Raw genomic sequence first — 15,714 nt, 5'->3', positions numbered from 1 at the left:
AATTGGTACTCGGAAGGTCTGCCGCCGATGCCGGTGAGACGGTTTCCTTGAATTGTCGCCGCCACCTGCCGGGAGAAGGGATCACAAATGCCGGCACCAGTTCAGCTGGACTGCCAGGACGGGGTGCTGACCGTCACGCTGAACCGGCCGGAAAGTGGTAACGGGCTCGATTTCGAAACGGGAAAGGCATTGCTCGCCGCGGTGGCGGACGGTGCTGCCGATCAACGGGTCCGCGCGATGGTGCTGCGGGGCAGCGGCGGCTTTTTCTGTTCCGGCGACGATCTGGACTCGTTGCGGAAGTACGCCGACGGTGACGTCGCGGCGGCGCCCGCGTCCGCCGACACCGCGGACGCGTTCTACGTGCGGCTCTGCGAGGAAATCGTGCTCGCACCGAAACCGGTGCTCGCCGCGGTGACCGGCGTGGCCATCGGACCGGGCACGGAGATCGCGTGCGCCGCCGACCTGCGCATCGGAGGCCCGGGGAGCCGGATCGGGTGCGGTCTGATCCGGGTGGGGCACGTCGGCATCGGCGCGATGCTGCGGCGCGTGGTGGGCCCGGCCCGGGCGACCGAGATCTTCCTCTCGGGACGCCTCGTCGGCGCGGACGAAGCACACCGGATCGGTCTGCTGGACCGGCTGGTTCCCGAGGACGGGCAGGTCGTGGACGAGGCACTGCGGCTCGCCCACGACCTCGCCCACGGCCCGACGAAGGCCATCGCTCTGTACAAGGAACTGCGCGAGCGCTCGGTCGAGCAGCCGGTGCTGTCCGCTCTGCGGATGCAGGACCGGTTCCACCGGCGCAGCCACGCCGAGGTCGCGGACAGCGGCGAAGGCCTGCGCGCGCTACTGCAAGGCAGGAAACCGCACTTCACCGGTCATTGAACGGTCCCCACATCTCGCGGCTCTCCGGTTCAGCGCCGGACGCCGTGATCGGAGAAATGTGACATGCAGCAGACGAACGACGACCAGCAAGTTGTCATCACCGGACTGGGATTCGTGCTGCCCGGCGCGGAAAGCCGGGACGACGTGTGGCGGACGCTGCGCGACGGGGTCTCCCAGATCGACGTCCTCCCGGAGACGATCACCGGTGGGGCGCCCGCCGGGAGCGTGAGCCGCGTCGGTGCCAGGGTCCGCGACTTCGACCACACCAAGCACGTGCCGGACCTGCCGGACGCGTTCACGAAGCGGTACAGCCGGGAAATCCTGATGGTCCTCTCCGCGGTCGAGCAGGCCAGGCGCGACGCGGATCTGACCATCGGGGACTCCGTCACCCAACCCGAGCGCGTGGGCGTGATCGGATCGAGTTCCCGCGGGCCGATCGAATGGTGGTCGCAGACCGCCCGCGGTCGCGCGCTCGATCCGGAGAACCCGCCGATCGACGTCGACCAGGCGATCTTCGCCTCGCTCCCGGGGAGCCCGGCGACCCTCAGCGCGATCCGGCTCGGCGCGCAGGGCACCGTCACGACCCTCAGCAACGCGTGCGTCGCCGGTCATCAGTCGATCGCCTTCGCCATCCAGTCGCTGCGCGCCGGGCAGGCGGACGTGATGATCCTCGTCGGCCACGAGACGCCGTTCGTGCCGGAGATGCTCCGGCTGTACTCCTCGCCGAGCGCCGGTGTGCTGTCCCGCGCCCAGGGCGATCCCCGGCAGACCATCAAGCCCTACGACCGCCGCCGGGACGGGTTCGCGTTCGGCGAGGGCGCGGTGGCCATGGTCCTGGAGACCCGGGCGCACGCCGAGCGCCGGCAGCGGGAGCCCTACGCCGCGGTCGGGTCCGCCGTCAGCCTGAGCGAGGCCGGCCACGCGACGCGGATGGACCTGAGCGGGCGGTTCACGGCCGAGCTCATCGGCAAGGCGACGGCCGCCGCCGGTCATCCCGCCGAGGAGCTGGACTACATCTGCGGTCACGGCACCGCCACCCGGTACAACGACGTGGCGGAGAGCCGGGCCCTGCGGCTGGTGTACGGCGACGACCGCGCCGGGTGGCCGCCGCTCGGGTCGATCAAGCCGGTTTTCGGCCACCTGCTGGGGGCCTCCGGGCTGCTGAACTGCGCGGCCGTCGCCCTGGTGCTGCGCAACCAGTGCCTGGTCCCGACGATCAACTGCGTCGAGGTCGATCCGGAGTGCGACCACGACCACGTGCAGGAGGGGGCGCGACCGGCCCTCGTGCGCCGGGCGTTGTCGTTGTCGTTCGCCATCGGCAGCCAGAGTTCGGCGGTGGCGCTGGAGAAGGTGGCATGACACCGCAGATCATCGAGGACCCGGACGCGCTGTGCCGGCGCCACCTGGTGCCGGGAATGCACGTGCACGTGGCGTCCACCATGTCGCGGCCCAACGCTCTGCTGCTCGCCGTGGCGCGGGTGTTCCGCGGCCGGGCGGTCTTCGACGTCAGCAGCAACGCCTTCCACGCCAACATGCACGCGCTGGCGATCGCCGGTGTCGTGCGGCACGCGATCACCTGTTTCGCCGGGGACACCTATCCGTCGCCGCGGCCGAACCCGCTGTACGCGCACCTGCCCGAGGGAAAGCCGTTCACCGTGGAGGAGTGGAGCCTGCTCGCGCTCCTCCAGCGGTTGATCGCCGGTGCGTGCGGGAACCCGGTCGCGGTCACGACGTCGCTCGCCGGTTCCGATCTGGAGAGCCGGGGCACGCGGCTTCCCGCCGAGATGCCGGATGCCCGGGACTGTCTCACCGTTCCGGCCCTGCGCCCGGACGTCACGTTGCTGCACGCCACGTGCGCGGACCGGCGGGGAAACCTCTACCTCAACGGTCCGCGCGGCGAGGGCTGGTGGGGTGCGATGGCGGCGCGCCGCGGTGTCCTGGCCACCGTCGAGCGAGTGGTGGACACCCCGCCCCGCGGCGGGGTGTCCATCCCGGCCGACCGGGTGCTCGGTATCGCGCGCTGCGAGTTCGGTGCGCACCCGCAGGGGCTTCCCGCGTGGCCGGAGTGCGGTTTCGCCGGTTACCGGGACGACTACGCTTTCCTCGCCGAACTCGCCGGCACCTTCGCGCGGCCGGGCGGGCCGGACAGCTGGTTCGACCGCTGGGTGCTCGCCCCGGCCGGGCACCTGGACTACCTCACCGAGCTCGGCCCCGACCGGCTGGCCGCGCTGCGGCGGCTGGACCCGATCCGCCGGCCGGTCGCGCGGGTAGCGCCGTCCTGGCGGGAACGGCACATCGTGGTGGCGTCCCGGGCGATCGCGGACCGCGTGCGGTCCGCCGGCTACCGCACGCTCCTGGCCGGCATCGGTACCGCGCACATCGCGTCCTGGCTGGCGGCGGCGCAGCTGGCCAGGGACGGGCACGCCCTGCAGGTGCACGCCGAGCTGGGACTGATCGACATGAGCCCGGCGGCCGGTGACGCGTTCCTGTTCGCCCAGTCCCACGTGGCCCGGTCCCGCGCGCACGGCGACAGCCTCGACGTCCTCGGTGCACTCACCGCGGGTGGGTACGGCCGGGCGCTGGCGGTGCTCTCGGCCGGTGAGATCGATCCGGCGGGCCGCATCAACAGCAGCCGGACCGCGGACGGCCGGTACCTGGTGGGGTCGGGCGGGGCGAACGACTTCGCGACCCACCTGGAGACGCTCGTGGTCGCACCGGCGTCTCCGCGCAAACTGGTGCCGCGGGTGCATTTCGTGACCTGCCCCGGCCAGAACGTGCTGACCGTGGCGACCCAGTACGGGCGCCTCGCGCGGGAGTCCGCCGCGGCACCGTTCCACCTCGCCACGTGGATGGCGCCGGACGACGACACCGGCGCGGACCCGGTTGCCACGCTGCGCGACCGCACGTCGTGGCCCGTTCCGGACAGCTCTCCCGAGTGGGAAAAGCCGATCACGGACGAGGAACTGTCCACACTCCGCACTCTCGACCCGGAGGGCTTCTACCGATGACCACACACGAACCGCCCGGCGGCCGTCCGATCGAACTGGCCGGGGTGGGACACGACTTCCCCGGCGCCCCGGTCACGAACGAGTACTTCGAGTCCGAGCACCCCGGCCTGGGCATCGACGACGCGTGGATCCGCGAGCACACCGGGGTCGGCGCGCGGCACTGGCCGCCCCCCGGCGAGCACCACGCCGACATGGCGGAACGCGCGGTGGCGATGGCGCTCAAGGACGCGGGTGTCGACGCCGCGGACGTGGACGTCGTCATCGGCACGACCGCGACCGCGCGGCCGAGGACCAACCCGACGACCAGCGGGAACCGGTACATGGACCTGGCTCTGCCGCTGCAGAAACGCATCGGGGCCGACCACGCGTTCGCGTTCGACATCACCGGTGTCGCGTGCGCCGGGTTCCTGCACGGCAGTGTCGTGGCGCAGGGCCTGCTCGCGAACCCGGCGGTCCGGACGGTGCTGGTCGTGGCGGCGGAGAACCCGCGACCCATCCTCAACTTCGGGTTCCGCAACGCGGCGTTGTTCGGCGGCGGGGCGGCTGCCGGTGTGTGGCGCGCCTCGGACGCGCCGGGCGGGCTGGAGGGCGCCGTGCTCCGATCGGACGCGGAGTTCTACGACGCCTTCGACATCGACGACCAGGACAAGATGATCATGAAGGGGAAGGTCGTCAACGGTGTAGCGTCCCGGTTCCTGTCGGAGGCCGCGCGTGACGTGCTCGCCCAGTGCTCGCTGACGCTCGACGACATCGACTGGATCATCCCGCACCAGGGCAACATCCACATCATCGACGAGGTCGGCGAGATCCTCGGACTGCCGCCGGAACGGGTGCTCGTCAACATCGACCGCCGCGGCAACACCTCCAGCGTGAGCGTCCCCAGCTGCCTCTCCGAGCACGTGCACGACGGGACCATCCGAAGAGGACAGCGGGTGCTCGCGATGAGTGTGGGCCGCGGGTTCAGCTGGGGAGCCATGGTCTTCCGCTACGGGGAACCGTCGCGTGCCTGATCGGACAAGCCACGAAGGAAAGGTGCTGTCAGCGATGTCGTACGAACAGGGCGGTGCGGCCGGCCCCCGGTGGGAGGCCGCCGGCCTGGTGCTCCGGGGCTTCGGTCTGTACTACCCGGAAGAACAGATCGTCAACTCGGACGTGGCAGCGGTGCCCGGCAACGCGATCGACGCCTCGGTGCTGGGCACGGTGTCCGTGCGTTCCCGCCATCGCAGCAGCGAGACCGAGACGGTCCAGTTCATGGCGGCCGAGGCGGGCAAGGCCGCGGTGAAGGACGCGGGCCTGGAACCGACCGAGCTGGATCTGCTGGTCCTGTCGAACTGGACCACACCGCCGTTCACCCCGGAGTACGGGCCGGAGGTGGCGGCACTGATCGGCAGTCCGCGGACGCTGGCGTTCGACATCTCGGGTGCCTGCGTCGGTTTCCTGCACGGCGTGCAGACCGCGGCCGCCTACCTGCATTGCGTTCCGGAGGCGCGGCACGCGCTGGTCGTGTGCAGCGAGCAGTTCAGCCGACGGGTCCGCCCGGGCAGCAAGGGCGAGCTGGTGACCTCCGATGCCGCGGGGGCGGTGGTGCTGAGCAAGTCGGACCGCGGCGGCCTGATCGACGTGGTGCTGCACAGCGACGGTTCGCGTGCCGACGTGATCAGGGTGGCGGCGCCCCGCGGCTGGATCCGCAGCCAGTCCAGCCTGCCGGACCACGCGGTCACGAGCATCGTCGAGTCCTGCGCGGAGATCCTCCGGCGCACCGGCGTGACCATGGACGAGATCGACTGGGTGGTTCCGCACCCGGGAACCGATGTCGTGCACCGGCGGGTCCGCGCCGCCCTGGAGGTCCCGGAGGAGAAGTTCATCGTGAACTTCGAGACCAGGGGGAACACCTCCAGCGCGTCCATCCCGATCGTGCTGGCGGAGGAGATCGCGGCGGGCCGCTTCCGCCCGGGTGATCTGGTGCTCAGCCCCGCGATCGGCGCCGGCTGGTACTCCGGCGCCATGCTCTACCGGATCTACTGATGACGGGCGTTCCGGTGCCGCCGGGCACCAGCGGCAGCGTGCTGGTGGTCGGCGGCAGCAGCGGGATCGGTCTCGCGACCGCGCTCCTGCTCGCCGAGGCGGGACGTCGCGTGCTCGTGGCGGCCCGGGGCGGCGAGCGCCTGGCCGAGGTCGCGGAGATCGCCGAACGCAAGAAGCTGCCCCTGGAGACCCGGGTCGCCGATGTGCGGAGCGAGCGGAGCGTGGACGCGCTCTTCGCCGCGCTCGACGAGGCCGGCGAGCCGGTCACCGCGTGCGTCAACACGGCCGGGCGCAACCTGTCCCGCAGGCTGCTCGTCCCGCCCGGGGACGACGGCGGGCAGTGGCTGGCCCACTCGGAACGGGACTGGCAGGACACGCTCGACCTCAACCTGACCGGCACGTTCCGGGTGGCGCGGGCGGCGGCGTTGCTGTTCGCGAGGCAGCAGCGGGGTGGCGTCATCGTCACGATCGCCAGCTCGACCTGGCGCGGCTCCTGGGGGCAGCCCGCGTACGCGGCCGCGAAGGCCGGGGTCGTGTCCCTGACCCGGAGCCTGGCCCTGGAACTGGCCGACCACGGGATCCGGGTGGTGTGCGTGGCGCCGGGCGTGATCGACGGTGCCGCGCTGCGGGACAAGTGCGCCCGCAAGCCCGCGCACGCCGCCCACATGGCGCGGCTGCGCGAGCACATCCCGTTGCGGCGGTTCGCGACGGAGTCCGAGGTCGCGCGGACCATCGTGCACGCGATCGACAACGAGTACCTGACCGGCAACGTCCTGGAGGTGGATGGCGGTGGCTTTCCCGGCCGCATCGCGTGAAGAACCCGGCGCCGGCGCGCGCTTCGACGGGCAGGTGGCGTTCGTCACCGGTGGTGGCAGCGGTATCGGCCTCGCGGTCGCCGAGGTGCTGGCGGCCGGCGGCGCGGCCGTCGGGTTGCTCGGCCGGAACCTGGAGCGCCTGCGCACGGCGGAGAAGAAGATCGTCGCGGCCGGTGGCGAGGCGTTCGCCTGCCCCGGTGACGTGCGTGACCTGGATTCGGTGCAGTCCGCCGTCGCCGAGGTGGAGGAGCGGTACGGGCCGGTCACCTTCGCGGTCAACGCGGCGGGGACCGCGAAGGGGCAGAAGTACCTGTGCGACCAGGACGAGGAGTCGTGGCTGCGCACGATCGACACCAACCTCGCCGGGTCGTTCCGGTTCTGCCGGGCCGTGGTGCCGGGGATGATGCACCGCCGGCGCGGTTCGATCGTCCTCATCTCGAGCGCGGCCGGCAAACGCGGAGTTCCCGCGAACACCTCGTACTCGGCCTCGAAGTGGGGGATCAACGGCCTGGTCCGGTCGCTGGCCCTGGAGGTGGGGCCCGCGCAGGTGCGGGTCAACGCCGTGTGCCCGGGCTTCACCGACACCGAGATGGTGCGCGACGAAAGCCAGTTCGGCGGGGACTTCATGGACAGCGTTCGCCGGCACGCCGGCCCGCCGGACCTGACCTGGGAACGCTACTGGCGCAGCACGGTGAAGAGCACCGCCCTCCGTCGCCTCATCGACGCGGAGGAGGTGGCCGAGATGACGGCCTTCCTGCTCAGCGACCACGCCCGATCGATCACCGGCCAGTCGTACTCCATCGACGGTGGCCTGCCCTGACCCGCGAGCACTCACGAACTGGAGTCCCGATGTTGCCTGCCCAAGCCGCCTGGAAGCCCGTCACGGTCCGGGGCGCCGGTTTCGCGTTGCCCGGCGCGGACCGCCCCTGCCACGACTACAAGGAGTTCGCCGACGCGGTAATGGCCGGAACCTGCGCCATCACGCCGTTCGAGTTGCCGGGCACGCCCATCCGGGTCGCCGGTCAGGTGCCGGGGACCGGTGCGGAGACCCTGGACCTGCCCGATCGCCTGCTGTCCAGGCTGCCGCGGGCGAGCAGGCTGGCGCACACCGCGGTGGCCGGTGCCCTGGACCACGCGGAGCTGACGGCCGCCGAGATCAGCCGCGGGGACGCGGTGCTGATCGTGACGTCGTTCCAGTTCGCCCTGCAGGAGACGGCCGCGCTGCTGGACCGGTTCGCCGACGCCGGTCCGGCGGGTGTCGCCTTCGACTACTGGTCCAAGGTGGCGCCGGGCAGCATCGCGTCCGGGTTGTGCACCAACCTCGGCCTCGACATCCCCACCCTGACTGTGACCGGCGGGTGCAGCACCTCGTTGCGGGGGTTCGAGCTCGCCGCGAGCATGGTCGCGCGCGGCGAGGTCGAGCACGCGGTCGTCGTCGGGGTCGACACGATCCTGGAGCCGCTGTACCTGTCCGCGACGGGGTACGCCGGCCGGTCCGGCCACCGCGCTTCGTCCATTTCGGACGATCCGGCGGACATCCGGCCGCACGACGCGGTGCAGACCGGCAACGCGCCGGCCGAAGGGGCGGCCGCCGCCGTGCTGAGCTCCACGCGGCACCCCGGCGGCGGGGTGGACACCGGCATCGAGTTCATCGGGTTCTCGTCCCGCAACGGTGGCGGCAACCCGATGGGCCTCGGCGATGCGACCGGGTGCGCGACCGACATCCAGCGGCTGCTCGCGGCCGGTGGGGTGAGCCTCGGCGAGCTGGCCTTCTTCTGCGACTTCGCGGAGGGCAACCGCCAGCTCGAGGACTTCCTGTGCGAGACGCTGGCCACCCTGCGTGCGAACCTCGGCGACGACGCGCCGCTCACGCTGACCTCGCAGGAAGCGTGCTACGGGCACCTGCCGGGGGCGGCCGGTCTGCTCAAGGTGCTCGCGAGTCTGGTGATGCTGACCGAGAACCGGGTGGCCCCCACGGCGAACCTGGTGAACCCCTATCCCCGCTTGCCCGCGCGCGCTCTGACTGGTAGTCCCGAGCGGATTGCCGACAGTGGCCGGCGGACGGCGATGACGGTGGGCCTTTCCGGCGGTGGCGACACGACGTCGCTGCTGCTGCGGCTCGCCTGAGGTGCGCGCTCCCGCCGGCCGTACCGAGGAGGAGGACCGCCGTGGCGGGACCGTTGTACGGGTTGCGCGTTCTGGAGCTGGGCGGGATCGGCCCGGGGCCTCATGCGGCCATGCTCCTGGCCGATCTGGGCGCCGAGGTGGTGCGCGTCGAGCGGCCCAGGGGCGGCCTGCGGGTGGTGCCCGAGGACGCCGCTGACTGGCTGATGCGCGGCCGGCGCTCGATCTCGGCCGATCTGAAGCAGCCGGAGGGGCGCGACCTGGTGCTCGCGCTGGTCGAGAAGGCCGACGTGCTGATCGAGGGGTTCCGGCCCGGGGTCACCGAGCGGCTGGGCATCGGCCCGAAGGAGTGCCTGGACCGCAACCCGGGCCTGGTCTACGGGCGCATGACCGGCTGGGGCCAGGACGGCCCGCGCGCCACCCAGGCAGGGCACGACATCAACTACCTCGCCGTCACGGGCGTGTTGCACGCCATCGGCACGGCCGGTGCGCGCCCCACGCCGCCGCTGAACCTGGTCGGGGACTTCGGCGGCGGATCGCTGTACCTCGTCCTGGGTGTGCTGTCGGCGCTGTGGGAACGCGCGCGCTCGGGACTCGGGCAGGTGGTGGACGCCGCGATCGTGGACGGCGTGACGTCCCTGGCCCAGGGCGTGTGGGCGCTGCGCGGCGTCGGCCAGTGGCGGGACGAGCCGGCGTCGAACCTCGTCGACAGCGGCGCCCCCTTCTACGACACCTACCGCTGCCGCGACGGCCGGTACGTCGCGGTCGGCGCGATCGAACCGCAGTTCTACGCCCAGCTCGTCGACGGCCTCGGCCTGGGCGATGCCGATCTCCCGGAGCAGCTCGACCGCTCCGGGTGGCCGCATGTGCGGCAAGCCTTCCAGCGGGCGTTCGAGACCCGGACCCGGGACGAGTGGGCCGACCGGTTCGCCGGCACCGACGCGTGCGTCACCCCGGTGCTCGACTTCGCGGAAGCCGTCGACGAACCACAGCTCGCCGGTCGCGACACGATCGTCGAGCTGGGCGGGGTCCGCCAGGCCGCTCCGGCGCCGCGGTTCTCCCGCAGCGCGCCCGATCTGCCGGCCGCACCACGAGAGCCTGGTTCCGACACCGAGGCCGTGTTGCGTGCCTGGGGCGTGCGTCACCCAGCTGGGTGAAACCTTTCTGAGACGGACGAGCGCCGTCACCTGTTCGAGCGGACGCCATTGCCGCCGTCTGCCGGTTCCATTATGAACGTTCATACAGCTAGGACCTGTTGCGTCCATCGGCGCACCCTGAGCGCGCCACTTCACGCGCGGGTCTTCGTCTGAACAGCCGTATATGAACGATCATTGACAACGGTCGGTCTGGTCGGGTTGAGTACCCGGCCAGGCCGACCTGTCAGGAACCGGAGAGGCATCGATGAAGCTGTCACTCTCGCGCCGGTGGGCCGCGCTCGCCGGCGTGCTGGCCGCGGCGCTGGTCGCAACCACCCTCGGGGCGGTCGCACCGGAGCGCGCCACGGCCGCGGGCGGAACCGGGTGCGCGGACGCCGGTGACCGGTACCAGACCGCACGCCCCGAGCAGGTCGGTCTCGATCCCGTCACCCTCGGCCACGCGCTCAACCTCCTCTCGGTGAACGGGTCGGAGACGGTGCAGGTCTACCGGCACGACTGTCTCGTCGGGACAGGGATCTTCGACCCGCTGCTCGGTCACATCCCGGGCAACAACTGGAGCCAGACCAAGACGATCACCGCCCTGCTCGCCGGCCGGGCCGTCACCCTCGGCCGCCTCTCCGTCGACGATCCGATCGGGAAGTACCTGCCACCGGGCCTCGGCGACGCGGCCCACCGCGCCGTCACCGTCCGCCAGCTGCTGACCCAGACCAGCGGCGTCCGGGCGAACTGGACGCGCGAGCTGAACCTCGCCATGCCCGACCGCATCCGCGAGTTCCTGTCCCTGCCGTTCGACCACCAGCCCGGGACCTTCTACCGCTACTCGCAGACCGGGCCGTCCGTGGTGGCCTACGTGGTGCAGCGCGCGGTCGGCGAGGACCTCCAGGACTTCGCGCAGCGCGAGCTCTTCGGTCCGGTCGGCATCGCCCGGGACCACTGGTTCTGGCTGCGCGACCGCGACGGCAACACCGACGGCTGGTCGAACCTGTTCCTGCCCGGTGACGACTTCGGGCGGATCGGTCAGCTGCTGGCCGACGGCGGAACCTTCCACGGCAAGCGGCTGATCTCCGAGAGCTACCTGCGTGATCTGCGCACGCCGAGCCCGAACAACCCCGGCTACGGTTACCTGACCTGGCTCAACGCCGGCCCGTACTGGATCACCCCGTCCGCCTTCGCCGCCACCCGCAACCCGGCGCCGATGATCTCCAGCGCGCCGGCCGACATGTACTTCTCGTACGGGTTCTTCGGCCAGCACATCTTCGTGATCCCCAGCCTGGACATGGTGGTGACCCGCTCCAGCGGGACGCTCAACTGGCCGCCCAGCCGGGTCGACGTGGGCGATCCGCTCACCGCCGTCGCGCCGGGGCAGACCGGCCGCGTCGAGTACGAGTTCTTCCGCCTGCTGATGCAGTCCGTCGTCACGCCCCGGCAGCCGGCGGCGCCGCCGTACGTCGCGCCGAAGCCGGGCGCGGTCGACCCGAGCCTGTTCGTCAGCGTGCCCGACAACCTCGCCGTGGCGCAGCTCGGTCCGAACGCGCCGAAGGGCTGCACGATCTTCGGGTGCGGCGGGAAGCTGGCCGCCGCCGGCACCATCCGGTCCTTGATGGACGTTCCGCGCACCGGGTTCGCGGCGCTGACCGCGCTTCCGGCGGGGACCGCGCAACTGGCGCAGCAGGTGCCCGATCTGTTGCCGCGCCTGCTGGACGGCTGGCAGCAGACGGCCCGCATCACGGGTGAGCAGCTTCCGGCGGCGCTTCCCGCGCTGCTGGCATCCCTCCAGCAGTCGGTTGGGGGATGAACACGGTGCGCACGACGGAGTGCGTCCGAGGAAAGGAAGTCCGATGATCGGTGGTAGCTGTGCGGAAGAGTTCTCGCGCGTCCGCGAGGAGTTCGAGCGGAACTTCGCCGACCGCGGGGAGGTGGGCGCGTCGGTCTGCGTCATGATCGACGGCGAACCGGTGGTGGACCTGTGGGGTGGCGTCGCCGATCGGGAGACCGGCCGCCCGTGGGAGCAGGACACCGCGAGCGTGATCTTCTCCTGCACCAAGGGTGCGACCGCGCTGTGCGCCCACGTGCTCGCGTCCCGCGGGCAGCTGGACCTGGCCGCGCCGGTCGCGCGCTACTGGCCGGAGTTCGGCCAGTCGGGCAAGGAGGACATCACCGTCCGGATGCTGCTGAGTCACCAAAGTGGACTGCCGGTGATCAGCACCCCGTTGCCGGACAGCGCCTTCTTCGACTGGGACCGGATGATCGCAGCGCTCGAGGTGGAGAAGCCGTTGTGGGAGCCGGGCACCAGGCACGGCTACCACGCCCTCACCTTCGGCTGGCTGGTCGGTGAGGTCGTCCACCGGGTGTCCGGGAAGTCGCTCGGCGAGTTCTTCCGGGACGAGGTCGCGGGTCCGCTCGGCCTGGACTTCTGGATCGGGTGCCCGGAGGAGGTCGAGCCGCGGCTCGCACCGATGATCTTCCCCGAGCCCCGTGAGGGCGACGAGCCGTCGCTGTTCATGACTATGGCGGCGACCAAACCGGAGTCCATCCCCGGCCAGATCTTCGCCAACTCCGGCGGGTACATGCTGCCCGGGCCGACCGGGTTCGACTCGCGCAACGCGCACGCGGCCGAGATCGGCGCCGCGGGCGGGATCAGCAACGCCCGCGGGCTGGCGGGGATGTACGCACCGCTGGCCTGCGGTGGCGGGCTCGCCGGAGTGGAGCTGGTGGACCGGCGCGCCCTCGCGCGGATGATGACGACGATCTCCGCGGGCCACGACGAGACGCTGCTGATCGGCAGCCGGTTCTCTGCCGGCTACTTCCGGTCGATCGACAACCGGCACCGGCCCTACGGCCTGCGGGACAGCATCATCCTGTCCGCGGACGCCTTCGGGCACCCCGGTTTCGGCGGCAGCCTGGGCTTCGCCTCGCCGGACAACCGCATGTCCTTCGGCTACACCATGAACAACATGGGGCCGGGCACGCTGCTCAACGACCGGGGGCAGAGCCTGGTCGACGCCGTCTACCGCTCGCTCGGCTACACCGACGACAGTACGGAGGTGTGGTGCTGAGCGTACCGGCAGGGACGTGCGACAGGTCACAGATCGGCCTGTCCGCCCGTTCCGGTAAGGTGGGCGGCGCGGTCGATGTATGAACGATCATACATCCCGGTGGTCGTGCCCTGGGGGCGCGACCACCGGGCGCACCGCTCGGTCGCACGGAAGTCGGTGGGAAGCGATGGGGACGCCGGTCAGGACGCGGAGCAGGAACGGGCAGCACCCGCGGGTCCGGCTGCAGGAAGCCGGCACGCGCCTGTTCTACAACAAGGGTTTTCACGCGACCTCGGTGCGGGACATCACGGAGGCCTGCGGGCTCACGCCCGGCGCCCTCTACAACCACTTCGGGTCCAAGGAAGAGCTGCTGTACTCGATCATCATGGACGGGCACAACACGCTCGACCGGCGGCTCGACGCGGTGCCGGCGGATGCGCCCCCGCCGGAGCGGCTGCACGGGTTGATCGAGGCGTTCGTGCTGCACCACACGCGCTACCGCAAGGAAGCCGTGGTGGGCGACGAGTGGCGCGCGCTCGACGAGGAGCACCGTGACGAAGTGCGCCGGCTGCGGCTCGGTATCCGGGCCAGGGTCTCCGACGTCATCCGCGACGGCGCGGCGGCCGGTGTCTTCGAACTGCCCAAGGTGCCCAACGGCGACCCGGTGCGGATGGCCGCCACGGCGGCGCTCGACATGTCCTTCCGGGTGGCCGGCTGGTTCAGCCCGGACGGCCCGGTGTCCGACGCCGCGTTCGCGACCTTCTACGCCGATCTCGTCCTCCGTTCCATCAGCAAGGTTCGCTGAGACCGGTCCCCGGCCTCTTCGCGAACCGGAGAGGTGATGCATGGCCGTCCACCCGCACCCCATCGTCGACATGTCGGGCATGGTGCTCGACCGCGACTGCTGGCGCGCCTACCTCGGCGGGTTCGCCGAGTACGCGCCGGACTACTTCCGCCTGTTCGGCCAGCGGCTCGCGATCACCGCCGGCATCGACCCGCGGGATTTCGCCGCGGCGAGCAAGGATCCCGCCGCCGCGCTCGACCTGCTCCTGGCGAGCCCGGCGTTCGACTTCGACCTGGACGCCTACGTCGCCCGGCTGGCGGAGGAAGGCGTGCGGCACCAGGTCCTGCACTCGAGCATGCGGCCGCTGCCGGACGGCCGGATGGTGAGCGACCGGATCGCCGAGTTCGCCGCGCGCCACCCCGACCGTCTCCAGGCGTGGGGGAGCGTGAACCTCGCCGATCCCGATGCCGCCATCGCCGAGGTGCGGCGCTGTGTGCTCGAACTCGGCATGCGCGGGGTGTCGGTGACCCACTTCCTGGACGTCGCCGACCCGTTGTCGGAGGGGGCGCACGAGTTCTACCGGACGGTGAGCGAGCTGGGCGTGCCGTTGTGGATGCACACCGGGCACAACCTGTCCACGCGCGTGCCGATGAACTGGTGCACCTGGCGGGAGCTGGACGAGATCGCGCGGCGGCACCCGGACCTGGTGGTGATCGCCGGGCACGGCGGCTGGCCGTGGGTGCTGGAGATGATGACGCTGTGCCAGCGGCACCGCAACGTCTACCTGGAGTTCTCCACGCACCGCCCGCGCCACATGGCCCGGCCCGGATCCGGCTGGGAGCCGTTGCTGCTGCACGGGGCCTCCACGGTCCGCAACAAGATCCTCTTCGGCGGGATCGAGTGGGTGCACGGCATGACCACCGGCGCGCTCGCCGCCGAAGTCTCCGCGCTGGCGCTCGACGAGCGCACGAAGTGCGCGTGGCTGCACGGCAACGGCGCGCGCCTGCTCAACCTGGACCCGAGCTAGTCCCACCGGGTGTCGCGTCTTGACCCCGTGGTCCGCCGCCATAAAAATGAACGTTCATACACAACGAAGTGGAGCAACCCATGAACCTCGCAGGACGTGCCGCGCTCGTGACCGGAGCCGGACGCGGCATCGGTGCGGCGATCGCCGAACGCCTCGCCGCGGACGGGGCCAGGGTCGCGGTGAACGATCTGGACGCGGAGGCCGCCCAGGCCACGCTCAAGCGCATCCAGGCGGCGGGTGGGGACGGGGTGGCGCTGGCCGGCGACATCGCGGACACCTCCTTCGCCCGTGAGCTGGTCGCCACCGCCGCGGATCGGCTGGACGGCCTGGCGATCCTGGTCAACAACGCGGGCATCGTCAACCGGCTGCCGCTGCGGGAGCAGACCGAGCAGCACTGGGACCGGGTCATCGACGTCAACCTCAAGGCGCCGTTCGTGCTCAGCCAGGCCGCGGTCGACCACCTCGCCGCCTCCGGGCACGGCGCGATCGTCAACATCTGCTCGGTCGCGGTGATCGGGTTCTTCCGCCAGATCGCCTACGACGCCTCCAAGGGCGGCCTGCTCACCATGACCCGGTCGCTGGCCGTCGAACTCGGCCGGGAAGGGATCCGGGCCAACGCGATCGCGCCCGGCTTCATCGACACCGACACCGGGCACGCGGCCGACCTCGGGCGGATCGGCGAGAAGACCGTCGCGACCCTGCCGCTGAGCCGGACCGGGCAGCCGGACGAGGTCGCGGGCGCCGCGGTCTGGCTGGCGTCGGACGAGGCGCGGTACATCACCGGTCAGGTGCTTTTCGTCGACGGCGGCTGGGTCCGGAACTAGTGCGTGTTCCGAAGTGACTTGCGTGGCGGTGCG

Annotated in this window: 14 protein-coding genes; all 14 read left to right on the top strand. The window is 71.4% G+C overall.

Features of this window, described 5'->3' with window-relative positions:
- The first annotated feature begins 87 nt into the window (after nucleotides 1-87).
- On the top strand, nucleotides 88-882 hold the full coding sequence (locus FHX45_RS13270; RefSeq protein ID WP_167100709.1) for an enoyl-CoA hydratase/isomerase family protein: 795 nt from the start codon (nucleotides 88-90) through the stop codon (nucleotides 880-882).
- Between the two features lie 63 nt (nucleotides 883-945).
- Nucleotides 946-2,241 carry a beta-ketoacyl-[acyl-carrier-protein] synthase family protein gene (locus tag FHX45_RS13265; protein WP_167100706.1) on the top strand — a complete coding sequence of 432 codons (1,296 nt, stop codon included), beginning with the start codon at nucleotides 946-948 and terminating at the stop codon, nucleotides 2,239-2,241.
- Nucleotides 2,238-3,890 carry a CoA-transferase gene (locus FHX45_RS13260; RefSeq protein WP_167100704.1) on the top strand — a complete coding sequence of 551 codons (1,653 nt, stop codon included), beginning with the start codon at nucleotides 2,238-2,240 and terminating at the stop codon, nucleotides 3,888-3,890. Before FHX45_RS13265 ends, FHX45_RS13260 begins: the two co-directional genes overlap by 4 nt.
- Nucleotides 3,887-4,900 carry a 3-oxoacyl-ACP synthase III family protein gene (locus FHX45_RS13255; RefSeq protein ID WP_167100701.1) on the top strand — a complete coding sequence of 338 codons (1,014 nt, stop codon included), beginning with the start codon at nucleotides 3,887-3,889 and terminating at the stop codon, nucleotides 4,898-4,900. Before FHX45_RS13260 ends, FHX45_RS13255 begins: the two co-directional genes overlap by 4 nt.
- Nucleotides 4,901-4,934: 34 nt before the next feature.
- Complete coding sequence (locus tag FHX45_RS13250) at nucleotides 4,935-5,915, top strand: ketoacyl-ACP synthase III (RefSeq protein WP_167100698.1); 981 nt, start codon at nucleotides 4,935-4,937, stop codon at nucleotides 5,913-5,915.
- Nucleotides 5,915-6,730 carry an SDR family NAD(P)-dependent oxidoreductase gene (locus tag FHX45_RS13245; protein WP_167100695.1) on the top strand — a complete coding sequence of 272 codons (816 nt, stop codon included), beginning with the start codon at nucleotides 5,915-5,917 and terminating at the stop codon, nucleotides 6,728-6,730. The genes FHX45_RS13250 and FHX45_RS13245 overlap by 1 nt, the downstream gene beginning before the upstream one ends.
- On the top strand, nucleotides 6,705-7,550 hold the full coding sequence (locus FHX45_RS13240; protein WP_208405911.1) for an SDR family oxidoreductase: 846 nt from the start codon (nucleotides 6,705-6,707) through the stop codon (nucleotides 7,548-7,550). The genes FHX45_RS13245 and FHX45_RS13240 overlap by 26 nt, the downstream gene beginning before the upstream one ends.
- Nucleotides 7,551-7,579: 29 nt before the next feature.
- On the top strand, nucleotides 7,580-8,857 hold the full coding sequence (locus tag FHX45_RS13235; protein ID WP_167100689.1) for a beta-ketoacyl synthase N-terminal-like domain-containing protein: 1,278 nt from the start codon (nucleotides 7,580-7,582) through the stop codon (nucleotides 8,855-8,857).
- Nucleotides 8,858-8,898: 41 nt separating this feature from the next.
- Nucleotides 8,899-10,011 carry a CoA transferase gene (locus FHX45_RS13230; RefSeq protein ID WP_167100685.1) on the top strand — a complete coding sequence of 371 codons (1,113 nt, stop codon included), beginning with the start codon at nucleotides 8,899-8,901 and terminating at the stop codon, nucleotides 10,009-10,011.
- A gap of 244 nt (nucleotides 10,012-10,255) precedes the next feature.
- Nucleotides 10,256-11,806, top strand: a complete 1,551-nt coding sequence (locus FHX45_RS13225; RefSeq protein WP_167100682.1) for a serine hydrolase domain-containing protein — start codon at nucleotides 10,256-10,258, stop codon at nucleotides 11,804-11,806.
- Nucleotides 11,807-11,849: 43 nt separating this feature from the next.
- Nucleotides 11,850-13,067: a serine hydrolase domain-containing protein gene (locus tag FHX45_RS13220; protein ID WP_167100679.1), complete on the top strand. Its 1,218-nt coding sequence runs from the start codon at nucleotides 11,850-11,852 to the stop codon at nucleotides 13,065-13,067.
- A gap of 166 nt (nucleotides 13,068-13,233) precedes the next feature.
- Complete coding sequence (locus FHX45_RS13215) at nucleotides 13,234-13,851, top strand: TetR/AcrR family transcriptional regulator (RefSeq protein ID WP_167100676.1); 618 nt, start codon at nucleotides 13,234-13,236, stop codon at nucleotides 13,849-13,851.
- A 40-nt stretch (nucleotides 13,852-13,891) separates the two neighbouring features.
- The gene (locus FHX45_RS13210; RefSeq protein WP_167100673.1) at nucleotides 13,892-14,857 is read left to right on the top strand and encodes an amidohydrolase family protein; all 966 of its coding nucleotides are present in this window, start codon (nucleotides 13,892-13,894) and stop codon (nucleotides 14,855-14,857) included.
- A gap of 80 nt (nucleotides 14,858-14,937) precedes the next feature.
- The gene (locus FHX45_RS13205; protein WP_167100670.1) at nucleotides 14,938-15,681 is read left to right on the top strand and encodes an SDR family NAD(P)-dependent oxidoreductase; all 744 of its coding nucleotides are present in this window, start codon (nucleotides 14,938-14,940) and stop codon (nucleotides 15,679-15,681) included.
- The last annotated feature ends 33 nt before the right edge of the window (nucleotides 15,682-15,714 follow it).

Source organism: Amycolatopsis granulosa (genome assembly GCF_011758745.1).
Classification (GTDB): domain Bacteria; phylum Actinomycetota; class Actinomycetes; order Mycobacteriales; family Pseudonocardiaceae; genus Amycolatopsis_E; species Amycolatopsis_E granulosa.
This window is presented reverse-complemented; position numbering and strand designations above follow the sequence as displayed.